This is a genomic window from Ideonella sp. WA131b, assembly GCA_023657425.1.
Lineage (GTDB): Bacteria > Pseudomonadota > Gammaproteobacteria > Burkholderiales > Burkholderiaceae_C > Rubrivivax.
In genome coordinates, this window is sequence record JAGTJW010000001.1 from 513,296 (window position 1) to 537,582 (window position 24,287).

At 68.6% G+C, this 24,287-nt stretch carries 25 protein-coding genes and 2 tRNA genes; 17 read left to right on the plus strand and 10 right to left on the minus strand.

Features of this window, described 5'->3' with window-relative positions:
• Nucleotides 1-18: 18 nt before the first annotated feature.
• The gene (locus KA711_02425; GenBank protein MCM0607840.1) at nucleotides 19-654 is read right to left on the minus strand and encodes a TetR/AcrR family transcriptional regulator; all 636 of its coding nucleotides are present in this window, start codon (nucleotides 652-654) and stop codon (nucleotides 19-21) included.
• Nucleotides 655-952: 298 nt separating this feature from the next.
• Between KA711_02425 and KA711_02430 the strand changes: the two genes are divergently transcribed.
• The 4 genes from KA711_02430 to KA711_02445 all read left to right on the plus strand — a co-directional run bounded on the left by KA711_02430 (nucleotide 953) and on the right by KA711_02445 (nucleotide 5,074).
• A complete protein-coding gene (locus KA711_02430; GenBank protein ID MCM0607841.1) occupies nucleotides 953-1,510 on the plus strand; it encodes an HNH endonuclease in 558 nt (185 codons plus the stop codon).
• A gap of 460 nt (nucleotides 1,511-1,970) precedes the next feature.
• A complete protein-coding gene (locus tag KA711_02435) occupies nucleotides 1,971-2,141 on the plus strand; it encodes a hypothetical protein (GenBank protein MCM0607842.1) in 171 nt (56 codons plus the stop codon).
• Between the two features lie 227 nt (nucleotides 2,142-2,368).
• The gene (locus tag KA711_02440; GenBank protein MCM0607843.1) at nucleotides 2,369-2,632 is read left to right on the plus strand and encodes a hypothetical protein; all 264 of its coding nucleotides are present in this window, start codon (nucleotides 2,369-2,371) and stop codon (nucleotides 2,630-2,632) included.
• Between the two features lie 81 nt (nucleotides 2,633-2,713).
• Nucleotides 2,714-5,074: a hypothetical protein gene (locus tag KA711_02445; protein ID MCM0607844.1), complete on the plus strand. Its 2,361-nt coding sequence runs from the start codon at nucleotides 2,714-2,716 to the stop codon at nucleotides 5,072-5,074.
• A 44-nt stretch (nucleotides 5,075-5,118) separates the two neighbouring features.
• Here KA711_02445 and KA711_02450 read toward each other — a convergent pair whose 3' ends face one another.
• From KA711_02450 to KA711_02460, 3 genes are all read right to left on the minus strand, one after another.
• Entirely contained in the window at nucleotides 5,119-6,234 is a 1,116-nt protein-coding gene (locus tag KA711_02450; GenBank protein ID MCM0607845.1) for a site-specific DNA-methyltransferase, read from the minus strand.
• 94 nt (nucleotides 6,235-6,328) lie between these two features.
• Entirely contained in the window at nucleotides 6,329-6,523 is a 195-nt protein-coding gene (locus tag KA711_02455) for a ribbon-helix-helix protein, CopG family (protein MCM0607846.1), read from the minus strand.
• 214 nt (nucleotides 6,524-6,737) lie between these two features.
• A protein-coding gene (locus tag KA711_02460; protein ID MCM0607847.1) for an IS3 family transposase occupies nucleotides 6,738-7,939 on the minus strand; the annotation gives its coding sequence in 2 pieces (ribosomal slippage) (nucleotides 6,738-7,678 and nucleotides 7,678-7,939; 1,203 coding nt in all).
• A 141-nt stretch (nucleotides 7,940-8,080) separates the two neighbouring features.
• Between KA711_02460 and KA711_02465 the strand changes: the two genes are divergently transcribed.
• Nucleotides 8,081-8,836: a hypothetical protein gene (locus KA711_02465; protein MCM0607848.1), complete on the plus strand. Its 756-nt coding sequence runs from the start codon at nucleotides 8,081-8,083 to the stop codon at nucleotides 8,834-8,836.
• Nucleotides 8,837-9,188: 352 nt separating this feature from the next.
• On the opposite strand, the gene KA711_02470 is transcribed toward KA711_02465, so the two are convergent.
• Nucleotides 9,189-9,265: transfer RNA gene (locus KA711_02470), tRNA-Ile, on the minus strand.
• Between the two features lie 313 nt (nucleotides 9,266-9,578).
• Complete coding sequence (gene hrcA / locus KA711_02475) at nucleotides 9,579-10,631, minus strand: heat-inducible transcriptional repressor HrcA (protein ID MCM0607849.1); 1,053 nt, start codon at nucleotides 10,629-10,631, stop codon at nucleotides 9,579-9,581.
• Between the two features lie 91 nt (nucleotides 10,632-10,722).
• Between hrcA and KA711_02480 the strand changes: the two genes are divergently transcribed.
• From KA711_02480 to KA711_02495, 4 genes are read left to right on the plus strand one after another with little or no spacing between them, the layout of a single operon-like run.
• Entirely contained in the window at nucleotides 10,723-11,598 is an 876-nt protein-coding gene (locus KA711_02480) for an NAD kinase (protein MCM0607850.1), read from the plus strand.
• Nucleotides 11,599-11,600: 2 nt separating this feature from the next.
• Nucleotides 11,601-13,280, plus strand: coding sequence for a DNA repair protein RecN (gene recN, locus KA711_02485; GenBank protein MCM0607851.1), 1,680 nt, complete (start codon nucleotides 11,601-11,603; stop codon nucleotides 13,278-13,280).
• On the plus strand, nucleotides 13,277-14,185 hold the full coding sequence (gene rapZ, locus KA711_02490; GenBank protein MCM0607852.1) for an RNase adapter RapZ: 909 nt from the start codon (nucleotides 13,277-13,279) through the stop codon (nucleotides 14,183-14,185). Before recN ends, rapZ begins: the two co-directional genes overlap by 4 nt.
• A complete protein-coding gene (locus tag KA711_02495) occupies nucleotides 14,103-14,828 on the plus strand; it encodes an LON peptidase substrate-binding domain-containing protein (protein ID MCM0607853.1) in 726 nt (241 codons plus the stop codon). Before rapZ ends, KA711_02495 begins: the two co-directional genes overlap by 83 nt.
• 64 nt (nucleotides 14,829-14,892) lie before the next feature.
• On the opposite strand, the gene mutY is transcribed toward KA711_02495, so the two are convergent.
• The 3 genes from mutY to mutM form a co-directional block, all read right to left on the minus strand.
• Nucleotides 14,893-15,939: an A/G-specific adenine glycosylase gene (mutY, locus tag KA711_02500; protein MCM0607854.1), complete on the minus strand. Its 1,047-nt coding sequence runs from the start codon at nucleotides 15,937-15,939 to the stop codon at nucleotides 14,893-14,895.
• On the minus strand, nucleotides 15,923-16,483 hold the full coding sequence (locus tag KA711_02505) for a hypothetical protein (protein ID MCM0607855.1): 561 nt from the start codon (nucleotides 16,481-16,483) through the stop codon (nucleotides 15,923-15,925). The genes mutY and KA711_02505 overlap by 17 nt, the downstream gene beginning before the upstream one ends.
• A 437-nt stretch (nucleotides 16,484-16,920) precedes the next feature.
• The gene (mutM, locus tag KA711_02510; GenBank protein ID MCM0607856.1) at nucleotides 16,921-17,751 is read right to left on the minus strand and encodes a bifunctional DNA-formamidopyrimidine glycosylase/DNA-(apurinic or apyrimidinic site) lyase; all 831 of its coding nucleotides are present in this window, start codon (nucleotides 17,749-17,751) and stop codon (nucleotides 16,921-16,923) included.
• A gap of 71 nt (nucleotides 17,752-17,822) precedes the next feature.
• Between mutM and KA711_02515 the strand changes: the two genes are divergently transcribed.
• The 8 genes from KA711_02515 to KA711_02550 all read left to right on the plus strand — a co-directional run bounded on the left by KA711_02515 (nucleotide 17,823) and on the right by KA711_02550 (nucleotide 24,098).
• A complete protein-coding gene (locus KA711_02515; protein ID MCM0607857.1) occupies nucleotides 17,823-19,601 on the plus strand; it encodes a tetratricopeptide repeat protein in 1,779 nt (592 codons plus the stop codon).
• 17 nt (nucleotides 19,602-19,618) lie between these two features.
• Complete coding sequence (locus tag KA711_02520; GenBank protein MCM0607858.1) at nucleotides 19,619-20,134, plus strand: outer membrane lipoprotein LolB; 516 nt, start codon at nucleotides 19,619-19,621, stop codon at nucleotides 20,132-20,134.
• Nucleotides 20,131-21,093 (plus strand): 4-(cytidine 5'-diphospho)-2-C-methyl-D-erythritol kinase, encoded by a 963-nt coding sequence (gene ispE / locus KA711_02525; GenBank protein MCM0607859.1) that lies wholly within the window; start codon nucleotides 20,131-20,133, stop codon nucleotides 21,091-21,093. The genes KA711_02520 and ispE overlap by 4 nt, the downstream gene beginning before the upstream one ends.
• A gap of 41 nt (nucleotides 21,094-21,134) precedes the next feature.
• Nucleotides 21,135-21,211, plus strand: a tRNA-Gln gene (locus KA711_02530).
• 68 nt (nucleotides 21,212-21,279) lie between these two features.
• On the plus strand, nucleotides 21,280-22,239 hold the full coding sequence (locus KA711_02535) for a ribose-phosphate pyrophosphokinase (protein ID MCM0607860.1): 960 nt from the start codon (nucleotides 21,280-21,282) through the stop codon (nucleotides 22,237-22,239).
• A gap of 87 nt (nucleotides 22,240-22,326) precedes the next feature.
• Complete coding sequence (locus KA711_02540; protein MCM0607861.1) at nucleotides 22,327-22,974, plus strand: 50S ribosomal protein L25/general stress protein Ctc; 648 nt, start codon at nucleotides 22,327-22,329, stop codon at nucleotides 22,972-22,974.
• A 96-nt stretch (nucleotides 22,975-23,070) separates the two neighbouring features.
• The gene (gene pth / locus KA711_02545; GenBank protein ID MCM0607862.1) at nucleotides 23,071-23,700 is read left to right on the plus strand and encodes an aminoacyl-tRNA hydrolase; all 630 of its coding nucleotides are present in this window, start codon (nucleotides 23,071-23,073) and stop codon (nucleotides 23,698-23,700) included.
• The gene (locus tag KA711_02550) at nucleotides 23,697-24,098 is read left to right on the plus strand and encodes a DUF4124 domain-containing protein (protein MCM0607863.1); all 402 of its coding nucleotides are present in this window, start codon (nucleotides 23,697-23,699) and stop codon (nucleotides 24,096-24,098) included. The genes pth and KA711_02550 overlap by 4 nt, the downstream gene beginning before the upstream one ends.
• On the opposite strand, the gene KA711_02555 is transcribed toward KA711_02550, so the two are convergent.
• Nucleotides 23,989-24,279, minus strand: a complete 291-nt coding sequence (locus KA711_02555; protein MCM0607864.1) for a YfhL family 4Fe-4S dicluster ferredoxin — start codon at nucleotides 24,277-24,279, stop codon at nucleotides 23,989-23,991. The genes KA711_02550 and KA711_02555 overlap by 110 nt on opposite strands.
• Nucleotides 24,280-24,287: the final 8 nt, after the last annotated feature.

Consider the following 24,287-nt stretch of genomic DNA (forward strand, 5'->3'; position numbering starts at 1 on the left):
CTCGGCTGCCGGGGCGCGTCAGCCGTGGGCGCGGCGCGCGAGGGCGGCCGGGTTGGTATCGGCAGCGCGCACCGCGTAGTTCAGCAAGGTGCGCTCGAAGCCGCGGCGCGCGCGGTCCAGCGCGCCGGGACGGCGCAGGAAGCGGGCGTCGTGGTGCAGCACGAGGATCAGGCCGTGCAGCTCGAACAACATCTGTTCCACGTCGGTGTCGGGATGCAGGTGACCTTCGCTCACGGCCAGGCGGATGGCCTTCTCCATCGCCTTGTGCCATGCACGCACCATGCCGGCCAGCGCGTCGCGCACGGGGCCCGGGCGGTCGTCGAACTCCACGGCGCCGCTGATGTAGATGCAGCCGGAGTCGATTTCGACGCTGACGCGCTTGACCCAGTTCTCGAACATGGCCGATAGACGCGGTAAGCCGCGCGGCTGCTGGATGGCTGGGAAAAAGACCTCTTCCTCGAAGCGGTGGTGGTACTCGCGTATGACGCTGATCTGCAGCTCCTCGCGCGAGCCGAAGTGTGCGAAGACACCGCTCTTGCTCATCTGCGTGACCTCGGCCAGTGCGCCGATGGACAGGCCCTCCAGCCCCATGTGCGAGGCCAGGCCCAGGGCGGCCTCGAGAATGGCGGCGCGCGTCTGCTGGCCCTTGTGCATCGCACGGGCCGTGGCGCGCGGCGTGCCGCGGCCCGCGTCGGTGATGCCTTCGGCGGCGGTGTCGGCGGTGCGGAACTCGATGGGCGTCACGGCGCGGCCTGAAAATCGAACGACCGTTCTATTCTGACGCCGGGTGTTGGCCCTCGGGCACGCGCAGCAGCGACTTTTTTGGGGTCCGCTCCCTAACGGGCCGGTCCCGCGGCCTGCCGAGCGACCAGCAACCGGGTGTTTACCCGTGTATCGGGGCCTGATCTGGCGTGGCTTGAAGGCGTCATCGCCGTTCATGTACCCTTGATGCATGGAAGTGCTGCAGCTGGACGTTTCGGGCCGGCCCCAGGCGTGGATCAGCGCCCGCGAGGCTGCGGTGCTGTACGCCAGCAACGCCGTCGCCTGGACGCTGGGCGACACCTTCCAGGTGCTGCGCGGCGGCACGCAGCGCAGCACCGGGCTGCAAAGCCGCATCGAGTTGCACCCGATCGTGGCCGTGCGCGGCGCCGTGCCCAGCCGGGCCTGGCGCACCACACCGGCGATCACCAACCCCAAGCTCTTTGCACGCGACCGCCAGGTCTGCGCCTATTGCGGCGGGCGTTTCCACGTCGACGAACTCACGCGCGAGCACATCGTGCCGGTGTCGCGCGGTGGCGAAGACACCTGGATGAACTGCATCACCGCCTGCCGCACCTGCAACGGCCACAAGGGCAACCGCCTGCCCGAAGAAGCCCGCATGACGCTGCTGTACCTGCCCTACGTGCCCAGCCTGCACGAGGACATGATCCTGCGCGGCCGGCGCATCGTGGTCGACCAGATGGAGTTCCTGCTGGCCAGCGTGCCGCGGAGCTCACGGCTGCACGGCTGAGGCGGTGCAGGCGCCCTCTTGGCAACCCGCTGGTAGGCCGTGTTGGACTTGAACCAACGACCAAAGGGTCCGCTCGACGCCAGCCTGCGCCGTGGCCTCAAGCGCCCTGCCGCCATGCCCCCGTGCCTGTGGGACGCGGGCCACGACACGCTGGAACGCGCGGACAACGCCCTTGTAGCCCCGCGTGAAGACGCTTTGGTAGCGCGGCACAGAATGGTCCAGCACTTGACGGGCCAGCAACAAGCGACTCGTCAGGTCACTGGCACCATTGGCTAGCCGCGCTGTGCAGAACAGAGTGGACGGTTCAGGCGTTACGACGCAATGGGCGCATGGCCAGAGCGGGAACCCCGCTGGTCGACCCAGGGGGATCGTCGACCGGCGGAGCAAGGTGCACAAGGCGTTTGAGGGCGTTGGCGAGGAAACTGCCGGCGTCGTTGTGGCGCGTGCCCGCGATGGAGACATGCAGGCCGCGAACATCGTTCTGCAGCGCATTAGCCCCATCGTCAAGCCGCGCGGCGAGCGCGTGCAGTTCGCGCTGGATGCCTCGCGCCCGCTGACCGAGCAGAGTGCTTCGATCCTGCAAGCGCTGGCCAATGGGCAGCTGTCGCCGGATGAGGCGCAGACCGCTTGAGGTGACCCCGCGGCACTCGAGGAAACGAATCGGGAAATCGCCGCCATCACGGGGCCACGCCGGCTCGTCGCGATGCTCTGCCAGCGCGCCCGTAGGGCCAGCTGATTGGATCAATGCCAGCCGAAAAGTCTCCGCATTTAGCAAACGTTTGACAGATAATTGACGACACCTTCTGTCATGTATATGATCAGATTCACGGGCGCCGCATTTGGCGAAGGAGTCACCCTATGGAAGCACAGGTCAAGGGCATCAAAACGCCCAAGAAAGCGAGCAACGAGAAGCGCGAGAAGTTCGTCCAGCTGGCCCAAAGCCGCACCGTGAACGCCATCAAGGCGATCCGCGTGATCGGCAAGCTGGGCAACAAATCGCACTACGAGTACGACGAAAGGGACGTGAAGAAGATCGTCAGCGCGCTCACCAAGGAGATCGACGCGCTGAAGGCGCGCATGACCGACCAGGGCGGCAAGGCCGAGGTCGAGTTCTCTCTCTAGGCACCGCACTCTCGGGATCGCACCACCACCCTCACCACAACCACCATCAGCCGCGTCACCAAACGCGTTGCCCCCAAGAACATGCGTGATATCGAACTGCTTCAGGCCCTCCTTGCGTCTGAGACCGAAGACGCCGTGATCAAGGTTCTGGAGGCCCGCGGGCTGCTGGATGAGAAGGTCAGGGCGACGCGATGGCGGTACCTTGGCAACATGCCGAACAACCAGTCGATCGTGCTGAACCAGCAGAGCACGCCAGCGGCAGCCCTGGTTGAGAAGTTCACGAATGCTCAGGACGCCCTGTTGCTGCGCTACTGCAAGGCGGCCGGCATCGATCCGCGCAGCGCGACGGCGCCGGTCACGATGTCCGACGCGGTCGATAAGTTCTTGGGTGCGAAGGCCGAGGCGTTTAGCAACCCCGACGACGACAAGAAGGCGCGCGCCGCCCGGAACATCTACGCCGAAGACAATCTGGTGCTCTATGCCACGGGTACGAAGTCCCGCCCGTCGCTGTCGCTGTACGACGCCGGGGAGGGCCAGCTGGCCAAGGACTTCCCGACCACGTTCTGCTCGCTGATCTACGGCGACGCGAACGGCTCGTACAAGGGCGCGATCCAGTTTGTGCAGGGCCGCTTCAACATGGGAAGCAGCGGCGTCCTGCCGTTCTGCTCAGAGAAGCACAAGCTGCAGCTGATCGTCTCGCGCGTGCCCAGGGATGTGGCGGGCGGCGACGCGCATGAATGGGCCTTCACGCTGCTCTGCTTCTTCCCGTCAGCGCAGAACCCCTCGTGGCACTACCTGCTCGGCGAAGACGGCGAAGTCATGACGGCGGGCACCGCGCCGATGGGCCTGCTGCCGCGTTCGGGTGCGAAGTCGGAAGAGATCACGCCGCCGCGCGAGCGCAAGATGTCTTCCGGGACGCTGATCAAGATGTACGACTTCAAGGCGCCGTTGTCGAACATCTGCGGCGAGCTGTACCGGAAAATCGAGGAGTTCCTGCTGCGGCCGCCGCTGCCGCTGCGCGTGGTCGAGTGCCGCGACGGCTACAAGGCCAAGGTCATGCGCAACACGGTATGGGATCGCCTCATGTCGTGGAAGGACCGGATGGAGCCCGGCTTCGAGAACGGTGCCAGCGTGTCGGTGCAGCTCGATACCGGCGAGACCATCCCGGTCGAGATCTTCGTCTACAAGGCGGTGAAGAAGGACGGCGGCGAGCTGCAGGATGACACCGACCGCCAGACGGGCCTACGCGCCCTGATCAACGGCCAGTCGCACGCGAAGCGCGATACGCAGTTCTTCAAGACGCAGGCCGTGGACAAGGAACACATCGCGGGCAGCATGCTGGTGCTGCTGGACTGCACCAAGCTGAGCCAGTCCTCGCGCAACGCGCTGTTCATGAGCAACCGCGAGACGTTCCGCGACGATCCGCTGCTGCAGGACCTGTTCAAGAAGATCCAGCGCGAGCTGAAGAATCACGAGGGCCTGAAGGAGCTGAACGACAAGCGCTACGAAGACAAAGTCAAGGATGCGGTCAGCGACGACGACGGCGTCAAGGCACTCGAAGAATTGCTGGTCAGCGACCCCGACCTGGCCGGCCTGTTCGGCACGATGAAGCCGGGCAAGGCTGGGGCGAAGATCTTGGGCGACGGCCCTGGCGGTGTGCTGGACGTGCCCGTCAAGCCCTTCAAGGGCGTGCAGTACCCGACCTTCTTCAAGCGTAAGGACGGCGCGACGATGGTCGAGGCTGAGATCGAGCAGGGCGACCTGGGCCGCGTCTCGTTTCTCACCGACGTGCGCAATGACTACTTTACGCGCAAGCGCGTGCGTGGGCAGCAGACGTTCTCGGGCGACATCGTGCCGACCACGCGCCTGTTCAACGGCCGCTACACGCTGACCTTCGCGCCAGACAAGAAGCTCGCGGTGGGCACCAAGCTCAACTGCCAGGTAGTGATCACCGACAGCAAGGGCAACGGCCCGTTCAATCTCGACGTGCAGATCGCCGTGGTCGCGCCGGTCGAGAAGGAACCGCCGAAGCCGCGGCCGCCGAAGCCACCCAAGGCGCTCACTGCACCGAGCCGGCCGAACATCCGGGAAGTGGAGGAAGGCCCGGACGCGCTGCCGCTGACGATCCAGAAAGACACGAAAAGCGATCGCCTGGAACTGCTGCTCAACGTCGAGTCGTCGTACCTGACCCAGGCCAAGCTGCTGCGCGACCCGGAAGACGCTGCGGCGGTCGAGTTTGTCTTCAAGTACGGCTTAGCGCTGGCGGCTATGGGGTTGATCGACGCCGCGAAAAAGACGCCGGAGTGGCAAACGAATCAGGTTGTGTGCCGTGAGCGCATCCAGGAAACCGCCGTCGGCATCGCGCGTGTCATCGTGCCGCTGTGCCTGTCGCTGCCGAGCAAGCTGCCGAAGAAGAAGACCAAGCTCGTCGCCGTCGCCTAGATAACGGTTCCCCTGTCAGCCCGCGGCGCCCGCCGCGGGCTTTCTCACGCACGCCGACGGTGGAACAGCACCACTTCCTGGCTGCCGTTCGTCGTGCCGCGCTGATCGGCGTACCAGCGCCGGTTCGGCACGGTGCGCCACAGGCGGCCATCCGGGGTGTAGGTGCCGTTCGGCAACAGGCATTCGTCCAGCCCGACATCGTCGGCGACGGAGAGGTAGCGTGGCAGCTGCCATTCCGGCTGAGCGAAGGCCACGACCTGCACGACTACGGTGTCGCCGTCGCACAGCGCTGCAACTGATTGCAGCGAAGCCCTGAGATTGGCGAAGTAGCTGTTCAGCTCCTTTGTGCGCGCGCCCATGGTGTAGTAGGCCGCGCCGTCGCCGTCGAGCCTGTTCGCGATCCAGAACGGCGCGGGCGTCTCCTTGCGGCCGTCAACCTGCCAGCGGTGATACAGCACGTGCACGCCGGGGTAAGGCGGCGACGTGACCACCAGGCGGGGCCGGCGGCCGTCGGCGAATGTGGCGTCGCTCTCCAGGCCCTTCGTCGTGCGGTTCAGGCACCTGATGTCCGACGATCCGAGCCCGGCGTCCAGGATCGTCTGCCGCAGCTCGCGCGCACCTTCGATCATCGCGGTGGCGTCGGTCACCAGCATGGCGCGGAAGTCGTCGATGCTGGGCAGCTTCTTGCGGCCGTTCAAGGCCCATTGCGAGGTGCGCAGCAGCACGCAGCGCGCGAAGTCCTCCAGGCGCTTCGGCTTTAGCTTTCGCGCCGTGTTCAAGACCTGCTCGATCGCCTTCTTCAGCCGCCAGTTCGCCGCGCTGTCGAGGTGCTTGGTGTAGCCCGCTTCCTCGTAGTGCGCGTCGATCTCCACCGGCTCCCAGATGTTGATGCCGTCACCAATGCCCTCGCACCAGCGCTGCAGCTTGGCCAGGTCGTCCTCGCAGTAGATCGTCGTCTTCACTTCGCTAACGAACGTGGCGAGCGAACTGATGTCGGTGCCGATCGCGTGGCGGCCGCTAACCATCGCTTCGACGAGCGTGGTGCCTCCGCCGACGAACGGATCGAGCACGAGATCACCCGGCTCAGTGAAAGCGTCGATCGCGGCACGGACCAGCTTGGGGGAGAAGCGCGCCGGATACCTGTAGAAGTTGTGCGTCAAGCCAGCAATCGGCGACGCGTCCCGTGCTGCATCGATCAGCCTGGCCAGGCTCTCCGGCTGGCCCCGGACGGCTGGTGTAGTGACCATGTCGGGTCTACCCCTTGTGTGCCAACAACGGCCAACGGTCGCTGACGTACTTCTCTGCAGCGTCGCGGATGATCCATCCCACGGACACCTTCTGCTGGTCTGCGATTTGTTCCAGGGTTGTGAAGAGCTCTGGTGGAAAGCCGACCGACATACGCTTCATGCGCTCCGTGACTTTGACCTTTGCCTTGCGCTTCGTGGCCATGGTGTGCTGCGGTGTTGCGTTGCACCACTTTACACCACTTTGGTGATCAACAACCGCCAGGTCTACCCTCGACGAAGGGGCTAGGTCTAGACGAGTCGCACGATTGCTGAGGGGCTTGGATAGAATGCTTGTTGGCCGTGCGTCGGCCAGCCCGCCCACGCTGGCGAAGCCGTATTGGCCTTGCCCCTGTCCGACGTAGTCCATAGCCACTCGGTTACGCGGCTTTCTTGACCTGGCCCGCGCGCCAGTTGGCTTCGAACTTCATGGGGCTGATGTAGCCCAGTGTGGAGTGCAGCCGCCGGTGGTTGTAGAACGTCAACCAGTCGATCACCTCGTCCATCGCCTCGCGGTGGGTGGCAAACCGCTTACCGTACAGCCGCCCGACCTTCAGGCTGCCCCACAGGCTTTCCGTGGGCGCATTGTCCCAGCAGTTGCCCTTGCGGCTCATTGAGCTTCGCATCCCATAGCCCTTCAGAGCGGCCTGGAAGTCATGGCTGCAGTACTGGCTGCCACGGTCGCTGTGGAAGATCAGTCCGGGTTCTGGGTGTCGCCTGAACCACGCCATGCGCAGCGCATCCGTCACCAGGCTGGTCTGCATGTGCGGCTGCATGCTCCAGCCCACCACCTGGCGGCTGAACAGGTCGATCACCGCCGCCAGGTACAGCCAGCCCTCATCGGTGGCGATGTAGGTGATGTCGCTGCTCCAGACGCGGTCTGGTGCTTCGGGCGTGAAGTCCCTGGCCAGCAGGTTCTCGGCCACCGGCAGGCTGTGCTTGCTGTCTGTGGTGACGACGAACTTCCTCTTGCCGCGCGCCCGGATGTTGTGCATCTTCATCAGCCGCTGCACCCGGTCTTTGCCTACCCGCACGCCCCTGGCCAGGAGTTCCTTCCACACCCGGGGCCAGCCGTACTCGCCCTTGAATTCGGCGTGGATCGCGCGGATGTGCGCTACCAGGGCCTCGTTGCTTACACGCCTGGGGCCGGGCTCCGGCGGTGCTGCCTTGCTGCTGCGCTGGCGGTGCTCGAAGAAACCGCTGACGCTCACCCCCAGCACCTGGCACATCAGCGTGACGGGCCACACCGTCTTGAGCTTGTCGATCCAGGCGTACTTCACAGTGACTCCTTCGCGAAGTACGCCGTCGCTTTTTTTAAGATGTCGCGCTCCATCTTGACCCGCGCCAGCTCCGCCCGCAGCCGCGCCAACTCCATCTGCTCGGCACTGACCGGCCTGTCCCCAGCGCCTTGCAGTTCACCCTTCTCGGCCGCCCTGATCCAGTTGCCCAGCGTGGCCTTCGGGATGTCCAGAACCCGTGCCGTCACGGCCGCGTCCTGCCCGCCCTTGACCAGCCTGACCGCCTCCAGCTTGAACTCCAACGTGTACCTCGCCCTGCGGCGCTTGCCTTCTTGCTTGCTCATCTCTCGTGCTCCATCTCTGTGATTTCATCATCAGCTATGGACTACGTTTTTCAGGGGCAAGGCCATATCGGCGACGTGTCTCGCAGCACTTGCGGGACTAGGTCTAGTGGCGTCCTTCGGTCTGCCATGTTGACTCGATGTGTGGGCGCATTGAAGTCGCGTGGCAAGCACCAAGGAACCCACATGGCTAACTCTTGCACCCCTGCACAGATCAACCGTTTCAAGCGCGAAGCAAAACGGTTTCACCGCGCTTCTGATATCTCGCACAGCGAAGCGCTTGACCGCATTGCGAATTCGAACGGCTACAGCAATTGGTCGTTGCTGATGAAGCACAGTGGCTCAGACGACAAGGCCCAGGCGATGAACTCGGGCCCGTTGCACCGCTTCTTGAGAACACCTGCGCAGATGCGCTTGGCGTTGCTCAAGGTGCCCGAACCGCGTGGCTGGGGTTCCCCCAGCAGAATCGATTCTGCTAAGGCCCAGGTCGGGGACATCTCGGCAGCCTTCGTGTCACCACACAATGCAGCGACGTTTGCCATTGAGTACGCGACATGCCTGTTGACGGTGCCGCGCTTCAAGGTCTACTCGGCCGCGCCCGTGTACTGGGAAATGCGCTCATGGCTGCCTTACGGCTGTCAGTCGGTGGCGGGTGGCGCGCGCATCATCGTGAATCGTGGCTACAAGCCAGTCGGGCAAGTAAGCAATGATTGGGCGAAGTACGAGGACTTTCAACACCTGCACGTCCAACTTACACCAGAGCAGTGCGAGCAGTTCAAGGCACCTGGGGCGAGTGCGGGCTACCTCTTCAACGACGGCTGCGCTCCGTGGGAGTCTCGAAGCAACGCGGCGGCGTACCTGGACCGCCTTCGGCGCCTGCGCGACGCACTGAGAAACTAGGTTTCTGAGACCGACGCGGGGCGCGTGCAAGTGCGCCCCGCGTCGGTTAAGCGGCGGCGCCGTGCGCCTGTGTACGACCCTCGAGATACGCGCGGAACTCGGTTGGCAGCTTGTAGCGCAGGCCCTGCTCGCAGTGGCGCAGCCAGGCAGCATCGGAGCTGAGTTTTCGTTCGCCGTCCTGCCTGCGCCACGGCCACTGACGGGCGGGTCGGACGCGGGTTACGCATCCACCGGCCGGCCCATGCCGACCCGCGCAAAACAGTCCGAACGACGATGGGTGATGCACACGCGGTGCCGGCGCTCCAGCTCAAGATCGAGCCGCAGAGTTGTATACGAACGCAGCGCATGCGAGTGGTAGGCCGTGCAGGACTTGAACCTGCGACCAAACGATTATGAGTCGTCTGCTCTAACCAGCTGAGCTAACGGCCCACTGCACAACGCTTCGATTCTGCCCGCTGGCCCGGCACGCTGGCACGACGCATACAGCCACTCGTATGGCAGCACCACACCACCACACAGTCACAAAGTGCAGCGACAGATTGTTATGGCCCTGCTGCACTAACAAATCATGAGCTAGCGGCCCGTAGCAGTTGATTGTGCCCCGCCCGACGATGCGGACCACGCTAGGACAACGGGCTCGCCAGCAGCGCTGCGCCATAGGTGGCAGCAGGTCTTTATGAGTCCTCTGCTCTGACCAACTGAGCTAACGGCCCGCCTCGGGCCATTCTAGGAGGGGCGCCGCTCAAGCCTTGTTCGACAGCGTGTGCCCCACCAGCCGCGCCGTGATGTCGACGAGCCGGATCATGCGGCCGTAGGCCATGCGCGTGGGGCCGATGACGCCGAGGGTGCCGACGATGCGGCCGTCGACCTCGTAGGGCGCCGTCACCACGCTCAGCTCCTCGAAGGGCACCACCTGGCTCTCGCCGCCGATGAAGATGCGCACCCCCTCGGCGCGGCTGCTCACGTCGAGCAGCCGCATGAGCTCGGTCTTCTTCTCGAAGACGTCGAACAGCCGGCGCAGGCTGCCGAGATCGGAGCCGATGTCCTGCACGCCCAGCAGGTTGCGCTCGCCGCTGACCACGACCTGGTCGCTGGTCTCGGCCATGGCCTCGCTGCCGGCCTGCACCGCCGCCTGCATCAGCAGGGCGATCTCGGCGCGCAGCGCGTCGACCTCGGTCTTCAGCCGCGCACGCATCTCCTCGATGGCCAGGCCGGCATAGTGCGCGTTCAGGACATTGGTGGCCTCCACCAGCTCGGCCTGGGCGTAGTCGCGTGCGGTGAACAGCACGCGGTTCTGCACGTCGCCGTCTGGCGACACCAGGATGACCAGCACGCGGCGTTCGCCCAAGCGCAGAAACTCGATGTGGCGGAACACGCTTTCCTTGCGCGGCGCCATCACCACGCCGACAAAGCTGGACAGCTGCGACAGCAGTGACGCCGCCTGCGCGATCACGCGTTGCGGCTGATCGGGGTGCAGCTGCTCGCGCACGGCGGCAAGCTCGGCGGCGGCCTCGGGGGGCAACTGCGACAGGTCGGCCAGCGTCAGCGGCTGCGCCGTCAGCATGGTGTCGACGAAGAGGCGGTAACCGCGCGCCGTGGGCACGCGCCCGGCGCTGGTGTGCGGGCTGGCGATGAGGCCCAGGTCTTCCAGGTCGGCCATGACGTTGCGGATGGTGGCCGGCGAGAGATCGAGCCCGGAGGTGCGCGACAGCGTGCGCGAGCCCACCGGCGTGCCGTCGGCGATGTAGCGCTCGACCAGCAGTTTCAGAAGCGTGCGCGCGCGGTCGTCCAGCATGGGCCCGATTGTAGGAAGCCCCTGCCCGAGGGCCTTGCCGACCCCCGCGTCCACCCCGGCTCACGAGGGGGGCTGTGATGTAATCGATCGCATGGCCAGCGCCTTTCGTCATGCGGTGATCGTGGGCAAGTACCAGGCCCGGGGGATCCGGCCGGTGCTGGAGGAGATCGCGCACTTTCTGGTGGGATGCGGGCTGGAGGTGAGCTTCGACCGCGAAACGGCCGAGGCCACCGGCGTGCACGATTTCGACGGCCTCACGCATGCCGAGATGGGCCAGCGCTGCGATCTCGCCATCGTGGTGGGTGGGGACGGCACCATGCTCGGCATCGCGCGCGAGCTCGCACCCCACGGCGTGCCGCTGGTGGGCATCAACCAGGGCCGGCTGGGATTCATCACCGACGTCGCCATCGGCCAGTACCGCGAGGCGCTGGCGCCCATCGTGCAGGGCCACTACGAGCAGGAGAGCCGCTCGATGCTGGAGGGCGATGTCTGGCGCGACGGGCTGAAGACCTTCGAGGGCCTGTCGCTCAACGACGTGGTGGTCAGCCGCGGCGCCACGGCCAGCATGGTGGAGCTGCGCGTCGACGTCGACGACGACTTCGTCGCCAACCTGCGTGCCGACGGCCTGATCGTGGCCACGCCCACCGGCAGCACAGCCTACGCCCTGAGTGCCGGCGGGCCCATCCTGCACCCGGCCATCGGCGGCTGGGTGGTGGTGCCGATCGCGTCGCACACGCTGTCCAACCGCCCGATCGTGCTGCCCGATGCGGGCGAGGTGCGCATCGGCATCGTCGCCGGGCGCGATCTCTCGGCCAACTTCGACATGCACCACATCGCCAGCCTGATCCCCGGCGATCAGGTGCGCGTGCGGCGCTCGGCGCACCAGGTGCGTTTCCTGCACCCACGCGGCTGGAGCTACTACGCCACGCTGCGCAAGAAGCTGCGCTGGTACGAAGGCGTCGTCTAGCCATGCTGCGCCGGCTGTCGCTGCGCGATGTGGCGATCGTCGCCGCGCTTGAGGTCGACCTCGCACAAGGCTTCACCGTGCTCACGGGCGAGACGGGCGCAGGCAAGTCCATCCTGATCGACGCGCTGCAACTGGCCCTGGGCAACCGCGCCGACGCCACGCTGGTGCGCGAGGGGGCCGCCCGCGCCGAGGTGTGCGCCGAGTTCGATACGCCGCCCGCGCTGCGCGGCTGGCTCGAGGAGGCCGGCTTCCGGAACGCGGACGAAGGCGACGACACGCTGCTGCTCAAGCGCAGCATCGACGCCCAGGGCCGCAGCCGCGCCTGGATCAACGGCAGCGCCGCCACGCTGGCGCAGCTGCGCGAGGTGGCCGAGTCGCTGGTGGACATCCACGGCCAGCACGCCTGGCAGAGCCTCACGCGGCCAGCCGCGGTGCGCGCGCTGCTGGACGAGCAGGCCGGCGCCGACACGCGCGAGCTGCTCCTGCGCTGGCAGGCCTGGCGGCAGGCCGCACAGGCGCTGGCCGACGCCCGCCAGGCCCAGGGCACGCAGGAGCGCGAGCGCGAGAGGCTGGCCTGGCAGATCGGCGAGCTGGGCAAGCTGGCACCGTCCGAGGGCGAGTGGGCGTTGCTGAACGCCGAGCACCAGCGCCTGGCGCACGGGCAGGCGCTGCTCGATGGCGCACGCGCGGCGCTGGATGCGGTTTCCGAGGCCGACGACAGTGCCGATGCGCAGACGGCCCGTGCCATCGACGCGCTCGATGAGGTGGTGCGCTTCGATGCCGAGCTGGCGCCGGTGCTCGAGGTGCTGCGCAGCGCGCAGGCCCAGCTGGAAGACGCCGCGCGCACGCTGGCCGGTTACCTGGGCCGCAAGGAGCCCGACCCGCAGCGCCTGGCCGAGCTCGACGAGCGGCTGGGGGCATGGGTGTCGCTGGCGCGCCGCTACCGCCGCCAGCCGGCCGAACTGCCGGCGCTGCTGGCGGGCTGGCAGGCCGAGCTGGCGGCGCTGGACGCCGCCGCCGATCTGGAGGCGCTCGATCGAGCCGCCGCCACGGCCGAGCAAGCCTGGCGGTCGGAGGCCGGGCGCATTGGGCGCTTGCGGCGCCGGGCCGCACCGGCCCTGTCGCAGACCGTCACGCAAGCCATGCAGCCGCTCGGCATGGCCGGTGGCCGCTTCGAGGTGGCGGTGGAACTGGCCCCTGAGCCGCAGTCGCAAGGCCTGGATGCGATCGAGTTCCGTGTGGCGGGCCACGCCGGGAGCACGCCGCGAGCGCTGGCCAAGGTGGCCTCGGGGGGCGAGCTCTCGCGGCTGGCCCTGGCGATTGCGGCGACTACCGCGCAGGGTGACGGCGCCGCCCTGCCCACCTTGATCTTCGACGAAATCGACAGCGGCGTCGGCGGCACCGTGGGCGATGCCGTGGGGCGCCTGATGAGGCAGCTCGGCACGCGCACCCAGGTGCTGGCCGTGACGCACCTGGCCCAGGTGGCGGCCTGTGCCGACCACCACTTCGTCGTTGCCAAGCGGCGGCAGGGCGACGCCACGCTGTCGGACATCCACGCCGTCGACGGGGAATCGCGCGTGGCCGAGATCGCCCGCATGCTCGGCGGCGAGACACTCTCGGCCATGGCCCATGCCCAGACCCTGCTGCGCGCCCCGTGCAGCCCCCGCGCGCCCGAGCGATGAGCGAAGACTCCAGCTTCGGGCCCGCCGACGACCTGGCGCAGCGCGACGAGCTGCTGCTGATCACCGGCATCTCAGGCTCGGGCAAGAGCGTGGCCCTGCATGCGCTCGAAGACGCGGGCTACTTCTGTGTCGACAACCTGCCGCCGGAGCTCCTGCGCGACTTCGTCCACCTCGAGCGCGAGCACTCCACGCGCAGCGTGGCAGTGTCGGTCGACGTGCGCACCACCAGCAGCCTGCCGGCGCTGGTGCCGCTGATCGACCGGCTGCGCGAGGAAGGCATTCGCGTGCGGCCGATCTTCCTGGACGCCAGCACCGAGGCGCTGGTGCGCCGCTATTCGGAGAGCCGCCGCCCGCACCCGCTGACGGCGCCGCACGAGGCCGACAACGCCCGCGCGCTGATCGAGGCCATCGAACTCGAGCGCCAGCTGCTGACCGACCTGCGCGACATCTGCACCGTCATCGACACCAGCCAGCTGCGCCCGGCGCTGCTGCGCAAATGGGTCCGCCAGCTCGTCGGCGCGGGCGAGTCGGCGTTGACGCTGGTGTTCGAGAGCTTCGCCTTCAAGCACGGCGTGCCGCTGGACGCGGACTTCGTGTTCGACGTGCGCGTGTTGCCCAACCCGCACTACGTGCGCGAGCTACGCCCGATGTCGGGCCGCGACGCCCCGGTGGCCCAATGGCTGGCACAGCATCGCGAGGTGGGCGCGATGGTGGCGCAGATCCAACAGTTCATTGCAAACTGGCTGCCCAGCTTCGAGGACGATCAGCGCAGCTACCTCACGGTGGCCATCGGCTGCACGGGCGGGCAGCACCGCAGCGTCTATGCCGTGGAGACGCTGGCCCGCCACTTCTGCGGCCGCACCTCAACGCTGGTGCGCCATCGCGAGCTCGACGGGCGTGGCTGAGGTCCGGCCTCCGACCACCGACACGGGCCTGCCGTCGCCGTTGCCGCTGTTTCCGTTGCGCGCGGTGCTGTTCCCGGGGGCGCTGCTGGGCCTGAAGGTCTTCGAGGCGCGCTATCTCGACCTCGTCACCGAGTGCCTGCGCACGCGGGCGCCGTTCGGCGTGGTTTGCATCAAGCAGGGTTTCGAAGCCGGCGACCGGTCAGCGGCAGTGCAGCTCGAGAGCATCGGCGTGCTGGCGCGGCTGGACGAGGTCGACGCTGAGCAGGCCGGCATTCTGCGGGTGCGCTGCACCGGCCTGTCGCGCTTTCGCCTGGCGGCGCCACCGGTGCAACGCGACAGCGGGCTGTGGGTGGCGCCCGCGCTCGAGCGGGTGGCCGACGACGCCCCGCACCTGCCGGGACCGGCGATGCTCCAGACGGTGCAGGCCCTGGCCGAGGCCATCCGCACGCTGGGCCAGCGCGGCGCCGAGCCATTCGCGCAGCCCTATCGGCTGGACGACGCAGGTTGGGTGGCCAATCGCTGGGGCGAGCTGCTGCCGATGCCGATGTCGGCGAAGCAGAAGCTGATGGAGCTCGAAGACCCGGTGATCCGGCTGAGCCTGGTCGATGGCTTCTTGCGCGACAAGAAGGTCGTGTTCGGCTGAAGCCGCGGCCGGCGCTGGCGTCAGAACTCGGCCCGGAGCGGCCAAGGGCCGCGACGGGCCGGGCTCAGCCATCCCCTGAAACGCTGCCCTCGAGCAGTCTTCGGATCGGCGCCGGCAGCCCCAGCGCCAGCGCCTCCGCGGGCTCGAACCAGCGTCCCTCCGCCAGCCCTCTGGGCAGGGCGGCGCGCGCGGGCAGCGTCCAGGCCAGCGGCTGCAGCGTCCACTCGAAGTGCGTCAGCGCATGTTGCACGGGTGCAAGCCACTGGCCCTGTCCGCACCAGCCGTCCACCAGGGCTTGCAGTGCATCGGCGCTGTCGAACTCGGGCAGGCTCCACAGCCCCGCCCAGACACCTGTAGCCGGTCGTTGCACCAGCCAGCAACGTCGGCCCTGGTGCAGGCACAGCAGTGCGTTGGTGCGGCGGCCACGAGTGCCGCGGCGCGTCTTCAAGGGGTAACGCTCAGGCGAGCCTTCGCGACGTGCGACGCAGCCCTCGGCGACCGGGCAGTGCAGGCAGACCGGCCTGCGCTGCGTGCACAGCGTCGCGCCCAGGTCCATCAGGCCCTGCGTGTAGACCTCCACGCCCTGCGCCGGCAGCAGAGCAGTCGCCTCGTCCCACAAAGCCTGCACGGCCGGTGCACGCGCCAGGTCGCCTCCAAAGCCGAGAAAGCGCGCCAGCACCCGCTTGACATTGCCATCGAGGATGGCGACGCGTTCACCGAAGCAGAAGGCCGCGATGGCCGCCGCGGTGCTGCGACCGATACCCGGTAATGCGGCCAAACACTCGGCCCTGCGCGGAAACGCGCCGCCATGATGGACGACCACCGCCTGTGCACAGCGGTGCAGGTTGCGCGCGCGGCTGTAGTAGCCCAGGCCGCTCCACAACGCCAGCACGTCGTCGAGCGGCGCGGCCGCCAGCGCCTGCACGTCGGGAAAGCGCTGCAGAAAGCGCGCGTAATAGGCGATCACGGTGCTCACCTGCGTCTGCTGCAGCATCACCTCCGACAGCCACACGCGATAAGGGTCTCGCGTGCCCTGCCAGGGCAGGCCATGACGGCCGTGGTGACGCTGCCAGGCGATGACCCGACGTGCGAAGTCAGGGTCGCGCTTCACGCCGCCTCTTGCTGCTGCGCGCCGCCGTCCCGCGCCACACTGGGCACCGACGGCTCCAGTGCGAGCTTGAGGCCTGGCGTGTCGATGACCTCCAGCCCGCGCCTGAGCAGCGGATGCAGAAAGCTGATGCCAGCGTGGCGCCAGGTCGGCACCTCCACGAAGCGGCGCTCGTCGACAGGCGGGTTGTCGTCGTCGGCGCGTTCCCTGCTCCAGAAGCCCAGATCGGCGGCGCGCCTGCATCGTGGCGCAGCTCCACCGGGCACATGGTGGTGCGTCCCGGCGTGGCCGGCAGCACGCGCTGGCCGGTGTCGGCAAAGAAGATCGCGTTGATCAGCTCGCTCTTGCCACGCGAGAACTCGGCAACGAACGCCAGCACCCGCGTCTCGGAACCGAGGCGCTCGCGCAGGGCCGCCAGCAAGGCCCGATCGGTGGCGCCGAGCAGGTCCTGCTCGGCCAGTGCGCGGCCCAGCCGGGCGACAGCGGGATCGAGCTCGCCGCGCCAGGCGGCCAGGGCATCGAGGCTCTCAGCAATGCAGCTCTGCATCGGTCGATGGGGAGACGAAGGGGCTGGGGTCCGTCGGGGCGTCACCTTCCGGGACAAGTGGACGGTCATCCTAGGAGCGTGGGCGGCAAAAATCCAGCCCCGCGCCGGGGCGACCAAAGCCACTGGCGTAGGCGCGTCGCGCAGCGCGGGCTTGACGCCCGCGCCAGCGGCGCAACACCCGCCAGCGGCTTTGGCCGCCCCGGCCCTTCGGGTTGGGCCGATTTCGGGGCCCATGCGGCGTTGCCACGCTGGCCCGGGCGCACAGCCCGGGCTGCGCGCGGCGCCTGGCCTGGGCCCCGAAGTCGGCCCAACGCGGGGCTGGATTTCTGCCGCCCACACTCCTAGCGCAGGGGGTTCCAGCGGATCTCTCCGGAGTCAGATGGCGACACACCGTGACGGCTGCTGACAGCCGGCGGCACCGGCGTGCGGCACGGTCTTCAGCGCTTCTGGCAGAAGGCGCAGAAGTAGGTCGAGCGCTGGGCCATCACGCGCCGCTTGATGGCGCCGCCGCAACGCGGACAGGGCTGGCCTTCGCGGCCGTAGACCGCAGCCACGGCCTGGTAGGCGCCGCTGGCGCCGTGGACGTCGGTGAAGTCGCGCAGCGTGGAGCCGCCCAGCAGCAGCGCACGGCCGAGCGTCTGGCGCACGGCGGCCAGCAGCCGCTCGGCGCGGGGCGCGCTGATGCGGTCGGCCCGCAGCGCCGGGTGGATGCCGGCCTGGAACAAGGCCTCGCAGGCGTAGATGTTGCCGGCACCGACCACCGCGTCGCCGGCCAGCAGAACGGACTTGATCGGCGCTCGCCGGGCCCTGAGCGCGGCATGAAAACGTGGCGGCGTGAGCTCGGGGTCGAAGGGCTCGGGGCCTACTCGCGCCAGCAAGCTGGCGGCCGGCGGCTCGTGCAGCGAGGCCGACCAGACCACGGCACCAAAGCGCCGCGGGTCGTTCAGGCGCAGCGTGCCCTGGTCGGTGACGAGGTCGAAGTGGTCGTGCTTGCCCGACTGGGCCACCGCGGACTTCAGCGCCAGCGATCCGGACATGCCCAGGTGCAGCAGCAACCCGCCTTCGGGGACACCGGCTCGCAGCAGCGGCAGCCACAGGTACTTGCCGCGCCGCGTGATGTCGCCCACGGTGGTACCGGCCAACGCGGCGGGATCGCGCCCCAGCGGCCAGCGCAGGGGCTTGCCCAGGCGCAGCGCCAGAACCCGGGCGCCGGCCAGCGGGCCGGCAATGCCCCTGCGTGTGACTTCGACCTCCGGCAGCTCCGGCATGCAGGCATTATGTGAGGATGAACCGTCGCTCCCCACTGCCCGGCCTGGCCGCGCCCGCCGTCTGTTCGCCGATGCGCCTGTCGATCCGTTCGATCTGGGCTGCCGTCGTCCTGGTCGGCTCGGCCGCCGTTGCCCTGGCCCAGCAGCCGCCTACGCCGGCAGCACCGCCGACTGCTGCAGCGCCCGAGGCCACACCGCGGAACTCCATCCTGGACGACCGCCTGTTCTACCAACTGCTGGTCGGCGAGATCGCGCTGACGCAGGGCGATCTCGGCACCGCCTACTCCTGGCTGCTGGACGCCGCACGCCGCACGCGCGACGACGGCCTGTTCCGGCGCAGCATCGACATCGCGATCCAGGCGCGCAGCGGCGACCAAGCCCTGGCTGCCGCGCGCGCCTGGCGCCTCGCGCGGCCGGAGAACCTCGAGCCGCTGCGCCTGCAGGTGCAGCTGCTCTTGGGCGTCGGCCGCGCCGCCGAGGTGAGGGAGCCGCTGCGCTCCCTGCTGGAACAGACCCCCACCACCGAGCGCGGCGGCCTGATCGCGGCGCTGCCACGCTTGCTTCAACGGGCCAACGACGCGCCGCTGATCGCACGGCTGCTCGACGACGTGCTCAAGCCCTACCGCGACCGCCCCGAGACGGCCGTGGCCGCGCGGGTGGCCCAGGGCCGCGCCTGGCTTGAGGCGCACGACGCCACCCGGGCTCTGACGCTGTTGCGCGAGGCCCAATCGGTGGAGCCGGCCGCGCCCGGTCCGGCGCTGCTGGCCCTGGAGCTGATGCGAGAGCGCCCCGAGGCCGAGGCCCTGGTGCAGGCGCACCTGGCAGCCCCAGGGGCCGAACCCGCGGTGCGGCTGGCCTACGCCCGGATGTTGACCTCAGGGCAGCGCTACGCCGACGCCATCGTGCAGATCGAGCTCGCCACGCAGGCGCAGCCGCTGGAGCCGGGCCCCTTCCTCACACTGGGTGCGCTGCACCTGGAACTCAAGCGACCGGCCGAGGGCGAGGCGGCGCTCAGGCGCTTCGTCGAACTCGTGACCCTCGCGGGCGGCCAGAGCGCAGCAGGCGACGCCAGCGAACCCGATGACCGACTCGAGCAGGCGTGGCTGATGCTGGCCCAGGCCGCCGAGATGCGCGGCGACTTCAAGGCTGCCGAAGCCTGGCTGGCGCGCATTGCCGGTCCCGATCGCGCGCTCGACGTGCAGACGCGTCGGGCGACCATGATGGCGCGCGACGGCCGTGTGCCCGAGGCCCGGGCGCTGATCCGGGCGCTGCCCGAGCGCGACGCGGACGAAGCCCGTGCCAAGCTGCAGGCCGAGGCCGGCGTGCTGCGCGAGGTCAAACGCTGGAAGGAGGCGCACGAGGTGCTGGGGCAGGCCGTGCAGCGTTTCGCCGACGACACCGGGCTGCTGTACGAGAAGGCCATGATGTCCGAGCGGCTGGACCGGATGGCCGAGATGGAACAGCTGCTGCGCCGCGTGATCGCGCTCAAGCCCGACGACGCGCACGCTCACAACGCCCTGGGCTATTCGCTGGCCGACCGTGGCCAGCGCCTGCCCGAGGCGCGCGAGCTCATCGTGCGCGCGCTGCAGCTGGCACCCGGCGACCCCTTCATCACCGACAGCCTGGGCTGGGTGGAGTTCCGGCTCGGCAACAAGGACGAGGCCCTTCGGTTGCTGCGGCAAGCCTACGCCTCGCGGCCCGATACCGAGATCGGCGCCCACCTCGGCGAGGTGCTGTGGATGCTGGGTCAACGCGACGAGGCGCGCCGCGTCTGGCGCGAGAGCAAGGGCCGCGACGCCACCAACGAGGTGTTGCGCGACACCCTGGCGCGGCTGCGGGTGGATCTCTGAGAGCGCGCCGCACCTGGCTGGCGCTGGTCGCCGGGGCCGGGCTCGGTGCGCTGTCAGGCTGCGCGAGCGTGCCCGACGCGGCGCAGGGCTGGTCCAGCGGCCGGCTGGCGCTGCGCATCGAGGCCGGGCCTGGTCGTCCGGCGCAAAGCCTGGCTGCGGCCTTCGAACTGCGCGGCGACGGCCGCGAGGGCGAGTTGCGGCTGCTGTCGCCGCTGGGCACCTTGCTCGTCTCGGCGCGCTGGGGCCCGGGGCTGGCGCTGCTGGTCACCGGCAAGGGTGAGCGCCGCTACGCGAGCCTGGATGAGCTGTCGCGGCAGGCGCTGGGCGAGTCGCTGCCGCTGGCCGCCCTCCCCGACTGGCTGACCGCCCAGCCCTGGCGCGGTGCGGTCCACAGGACGCTGGACGATGGATTCGAGCAACTCGGCTGGCGTGTCGACACCTCGGCAAGGGGCGAGGGCCAGCTCATCGCCCGCCGCGCGGAGCAGCCGGCCGTCACGCTGCGGGTGCGCCTGGACAATCCCGTTGCACCATGAGTCTTGTCGCCCTCTACGACCTGCCCGCGCCGGCCAAGATCAACCTGTTCCTGCACGTGATCGGCCGGCGTGACGACGGCTACCACCGGCTGCAGTCGGTCTTCGTGCCCATCGACTGGGCTGACCGGCTGGGCCTCGAGCGGCTGGAAGGCGGCCGGCTGGAGCGCATCGACCTCGGCCCGGCCCTGCCGCCCGACGACCTGTGCCTGCGCGCCGCCCGCGCGCTGCAGCAGGCCAGCGGCACGCCCTTCGGCGCGCGGATCCTGGTCGACAAGCAGCTGCCCTGGGGCGCCGGTCTGGGCGGCGGCAGCTCGAACGCGGCGACGACGCTGATCGCACTCAACCGCCTGTGGGGCCTGGATTGGCCCCGGAAGCGACTGTCGGAGCTCGGCTTGGCGCTGGGCGCCGATGTCCCGTTCTTTCTTGGCAACGGCCCGGCCTTCGTGGAGGGCATCGGCGAAATCCTGACGCCAATGCGCGTGCCGGCGCTGCCGCTGGCCGTGGTGAAACCGCCGCAGTCGCTGCCCACGCCCGCCATCTTCGGCCACCCGGCCCTCAAGCGCGACACGGAGCCTGTTATAATCATGGGCTCTTTCGACGGCGCTGCGCAAGCGGCCGCTGCCCCGAGGCGAGAGGCTCGCGGTGCAGGTGCAGTGGACTGGCCGGCGGAGTGGGGTGCAGTCGATGGCGGCTTTGGCCGCAACGACCTGCAGCCCCCCGCCGAAGACCGCTGCCCGGCCGTGGCCGATGCGGTGGCCTGGCTCGTCCGGCGCTACGGCAACGGTCGCATGAGTGGCTCGGGCAGCGCGGTGTTTGCGCACGTGGCGGAAGACGCAACAGTCGGCAATGGCGCCCCCCCGATGGCGACGTTCCCGCAGGGCGATCTGCCTGCGGGCTGGGTGGGACGGCACTGCCGCAGTCTGCAGGCCCTGCCGCTGGCGGCGTGGCTGGCAGACTGAAGCGGGTTTCTTGGGCAGCGGCGCGAGCCGGGGTCCTGTGTAGGGGAGTCGCCAAGTTGGTTAAGGCATCGGATTTTGATTCCGACATGCGAGGGTTCGAGTCCTTCCTCCCCTGCCAAACATCTGCCCGCGGTGCCTGACGAGGTGCCGCCCGCCGCCCAGCCCACCTCCGCGAGCCCGACCTTGCTGTTCAACACCGTCCTCTTCACCGGCCGCGCCAATCCGGTGCTGGCGGCCGAGATCGCCAGTGCACTGGGCGTCGACCTGGGCAGCGCCGACGTCGGCCGCTTCTCCGACGGCGAGGTCACCGTCGAGATCCGCCAGAACGTCCGCGCCCGGGACGTCTTCGTGATCCAGCCCACCTGCGCCCCCACGAACGACCACCTCATGGAGCTGGCGTTCATGGTCGATGCGCTCAAGCGCGCCAGTGCGCGCCGCATCACGGCCGTGATTCCTTACTTCGGTTACGCCCGGCAGGACCGCCGGCCGCGCAGCATGCGTGTGCCCATCAGCGCCAAGGTGGTGGCCAACATGCTCGAGACGGTGGGCGTGGAGCGCGTGCTCACGATGGACCTGCACGCCGACCAGATCCAGGGCTTCTTCGACATCCCGGTCGACAACATCTACGCCAGCCCGGTGCTGCTGTCCGACCTGAAGAGCAAACGCTATCCCAACCTGGTGGTGGTGTCGCCCGATGTCGGCGGCGTGGTGCGTGCGCGCGCGCTGGCCAAGCAGCTGGGGTGTGATCTCGCCATCATCGACAAGCGCCGCCCGGCCGCCAACGTGTCGGAGGTGATGCACGTCATCGGTGAGATCGAGGGCCGCAACTGCGTGATCATGGACGACATGATCGATACCGCCGGCACGCTCGTGAAGGCGGCCGAGGTGCTCAAGGAGCGCGGCGCCAAGAGCGTGTTCGCCTACTGTACGCACCCGGTGTTCAGCGGCCCGGCCGTGGAGCGCATCTCCAAAAGCGCGCTCGACGAAGTCGTCATCACCAACACCATCCCGCTGTCCGACGCGGCCAAGGCCTGTCCCAAGATCCGCCAGCTCAGCGTGGCCTTCCTGTTTGCCGAGAGCATCCGCCGCATCTCGGACGGCGAGTCGGTCACCTCCCTGTTCGCGGAGCAGAACAACAACTTCTGATCCGTGCAGCGTCCCGCGGCGCAATCCGGCGCGGCGGGTTCTCCGGGCGGTCTGGTCGCGGGCCGCCCATCCACTCTTGGAGTCATCATGAAATTCACCGCCTACGAGCGTACGCAGCAGGGGACCGGAGCGAGCCGCCGCCTGCGGCACGCCGCCAAGGTGCCGGGCATCGTCTACGGTGCCGGCACGCCGCAGACGATCGAGCTCGATCACAACGCGCTGTTCTTCGCCCTCAAGAAAGAAGCCTTCCACTCGTCCATCCTCGAGATGGAGCTGGGCGGGGCCATCCAGAAAGTGCTGCTGCGCGACTTCCAGATGCACGCCTACAAGCCCCAGGTGCTGCACGTGGACTTCCAGCGCGTCGACGAGACCACGCGCCTGCGCAAGAAGGTCCCGCTGCACTTCAGCGGCGAAGAAAACTCGCCCGCGGTGAAGACCGACAAGTGCCTGGTCAACCACGTGGCGGTGGAACTCGAGATCGAGTGCCTGGCCGCCAAGCTGCCGGAGTTCGTGACCATCGACCTCTCGGGCCTGGCGAAGAACCAGAGCCTGCACGCCAGCGACCTGAAGCTGCCCGAGGGCATCAAGGCCGTGCGTCGCGGCACGCTCAACCCGGTGATCGTCAGCGTCACCGTGCCCAAGGTCGAAGAGGAAGTCGCACCGACCCCGGTGGTGGCCGCCGAGAAGGGCAAAGCGGCGCCCAAGAAGAAGGACGAGAAGCAGAACAAGAAGTAGCGCGGGCGCTCACACCGGTCGCCGGCCGGGTGTCACTCGCCAAGCCCCACCGCGGTGGGGCTTTTTCGTGCCCGGCCGGCCCCAATAATCCTTCGCATGATTCGACTCTTCGTCGGCCTGGGCAACCCCGGCAGCGAGTACGAGGCCACACGCCACAACGCCGGCTTCTGGTGGGTGGACGCGCTGGCGGCGCAGTGGGGGGCCCGCCTCGTGCCCGAGCGCGCCTACCAGGGTCTGGTGGCGCGGGTGGCCCGGCCCGGCGTCGAGGGCCCGGTTTGGTTGCTGGAGCCGATGACCTACATGAACCGCTCCGGCATCTCGGTGGCGGGCCTGGCCCGCTTCTTCAAGGTCGCGCCGGGGCAGATCCTGGTGGTGCACGACGAGCTTGACCTGCTGCCCGGCCAAGCCAAACTCAAGCTCGGCGGCAGCGCGGCCGGCCACAACGGGCTGAAGGACATCCACGGCCAGCTCGGCACGCAGGACTTCTGGCGCCTGCGCCTGGGCATCGGCCACCCGGGGGTGAAGGCCGAGGTGCCGAACTACGTTCTCAAGAAGCCGTCGGCCGAGCACCGCGAGGCCATCGCCAAGGCCTCGGAGCAGTCGCTGAAGGCCGTGGATGCGATGCTCGCCGGCCTGATGGACCGGGCGCTGCAGATCGTGCATGCCCAGCCGCCGCGGCCGAAGCCGCCGCGCAGGGATCCGCCTGAAGGCGAGCCCCGGCCATGAACGCGCCCCGCATCTTCGTCGTTTGTCTGCTGTGCAGCAGCAACTTGGCCCACGCGCAATCGGTCTGGCGCTGCGACGACGCCGGCCGCGTGGTCTACCAGGGCGAGCCTTGTCGCGGCGGGCGCGCCGTGGAAGCCGCGCCCGAGCGGCCAAGCACCGCGGCGGCGGAGGCCGCACGCATCGCGGCGCGCGAGCAGGCGCTGGCCCGGCAGCTGACCGCCGAGCGGCGTCAGCGCGACGCGCAACCGACGGCGCGGGCCGCCGGCATCCCCCACCCCAAGACAGAACTCAGCCCGTCGAAGAAACCGCCGCTGCGGAAGAAGCATCCGCGGAACCAGGATGAAGCCGCAGGTACTTTGCCCTCAACAGGTCCTTCGACTCGACAAAAGCCGGATTGACCGGGATGCAGGCCACCGGGCAGACCTGCACGCACTGCGGCTCGTCGAAGTGGCCCACGCACTCGGTGCACTTGTGCGGGTCGATCTCGTAGATCACCTCGCCCAGCGAGATGGCCTCGTTGGGGCACTCGGGCTCGCAGACGTCGCAGTTGATGCATTCCTCGGTGATCCAGAGTGCCATGGCGGGCT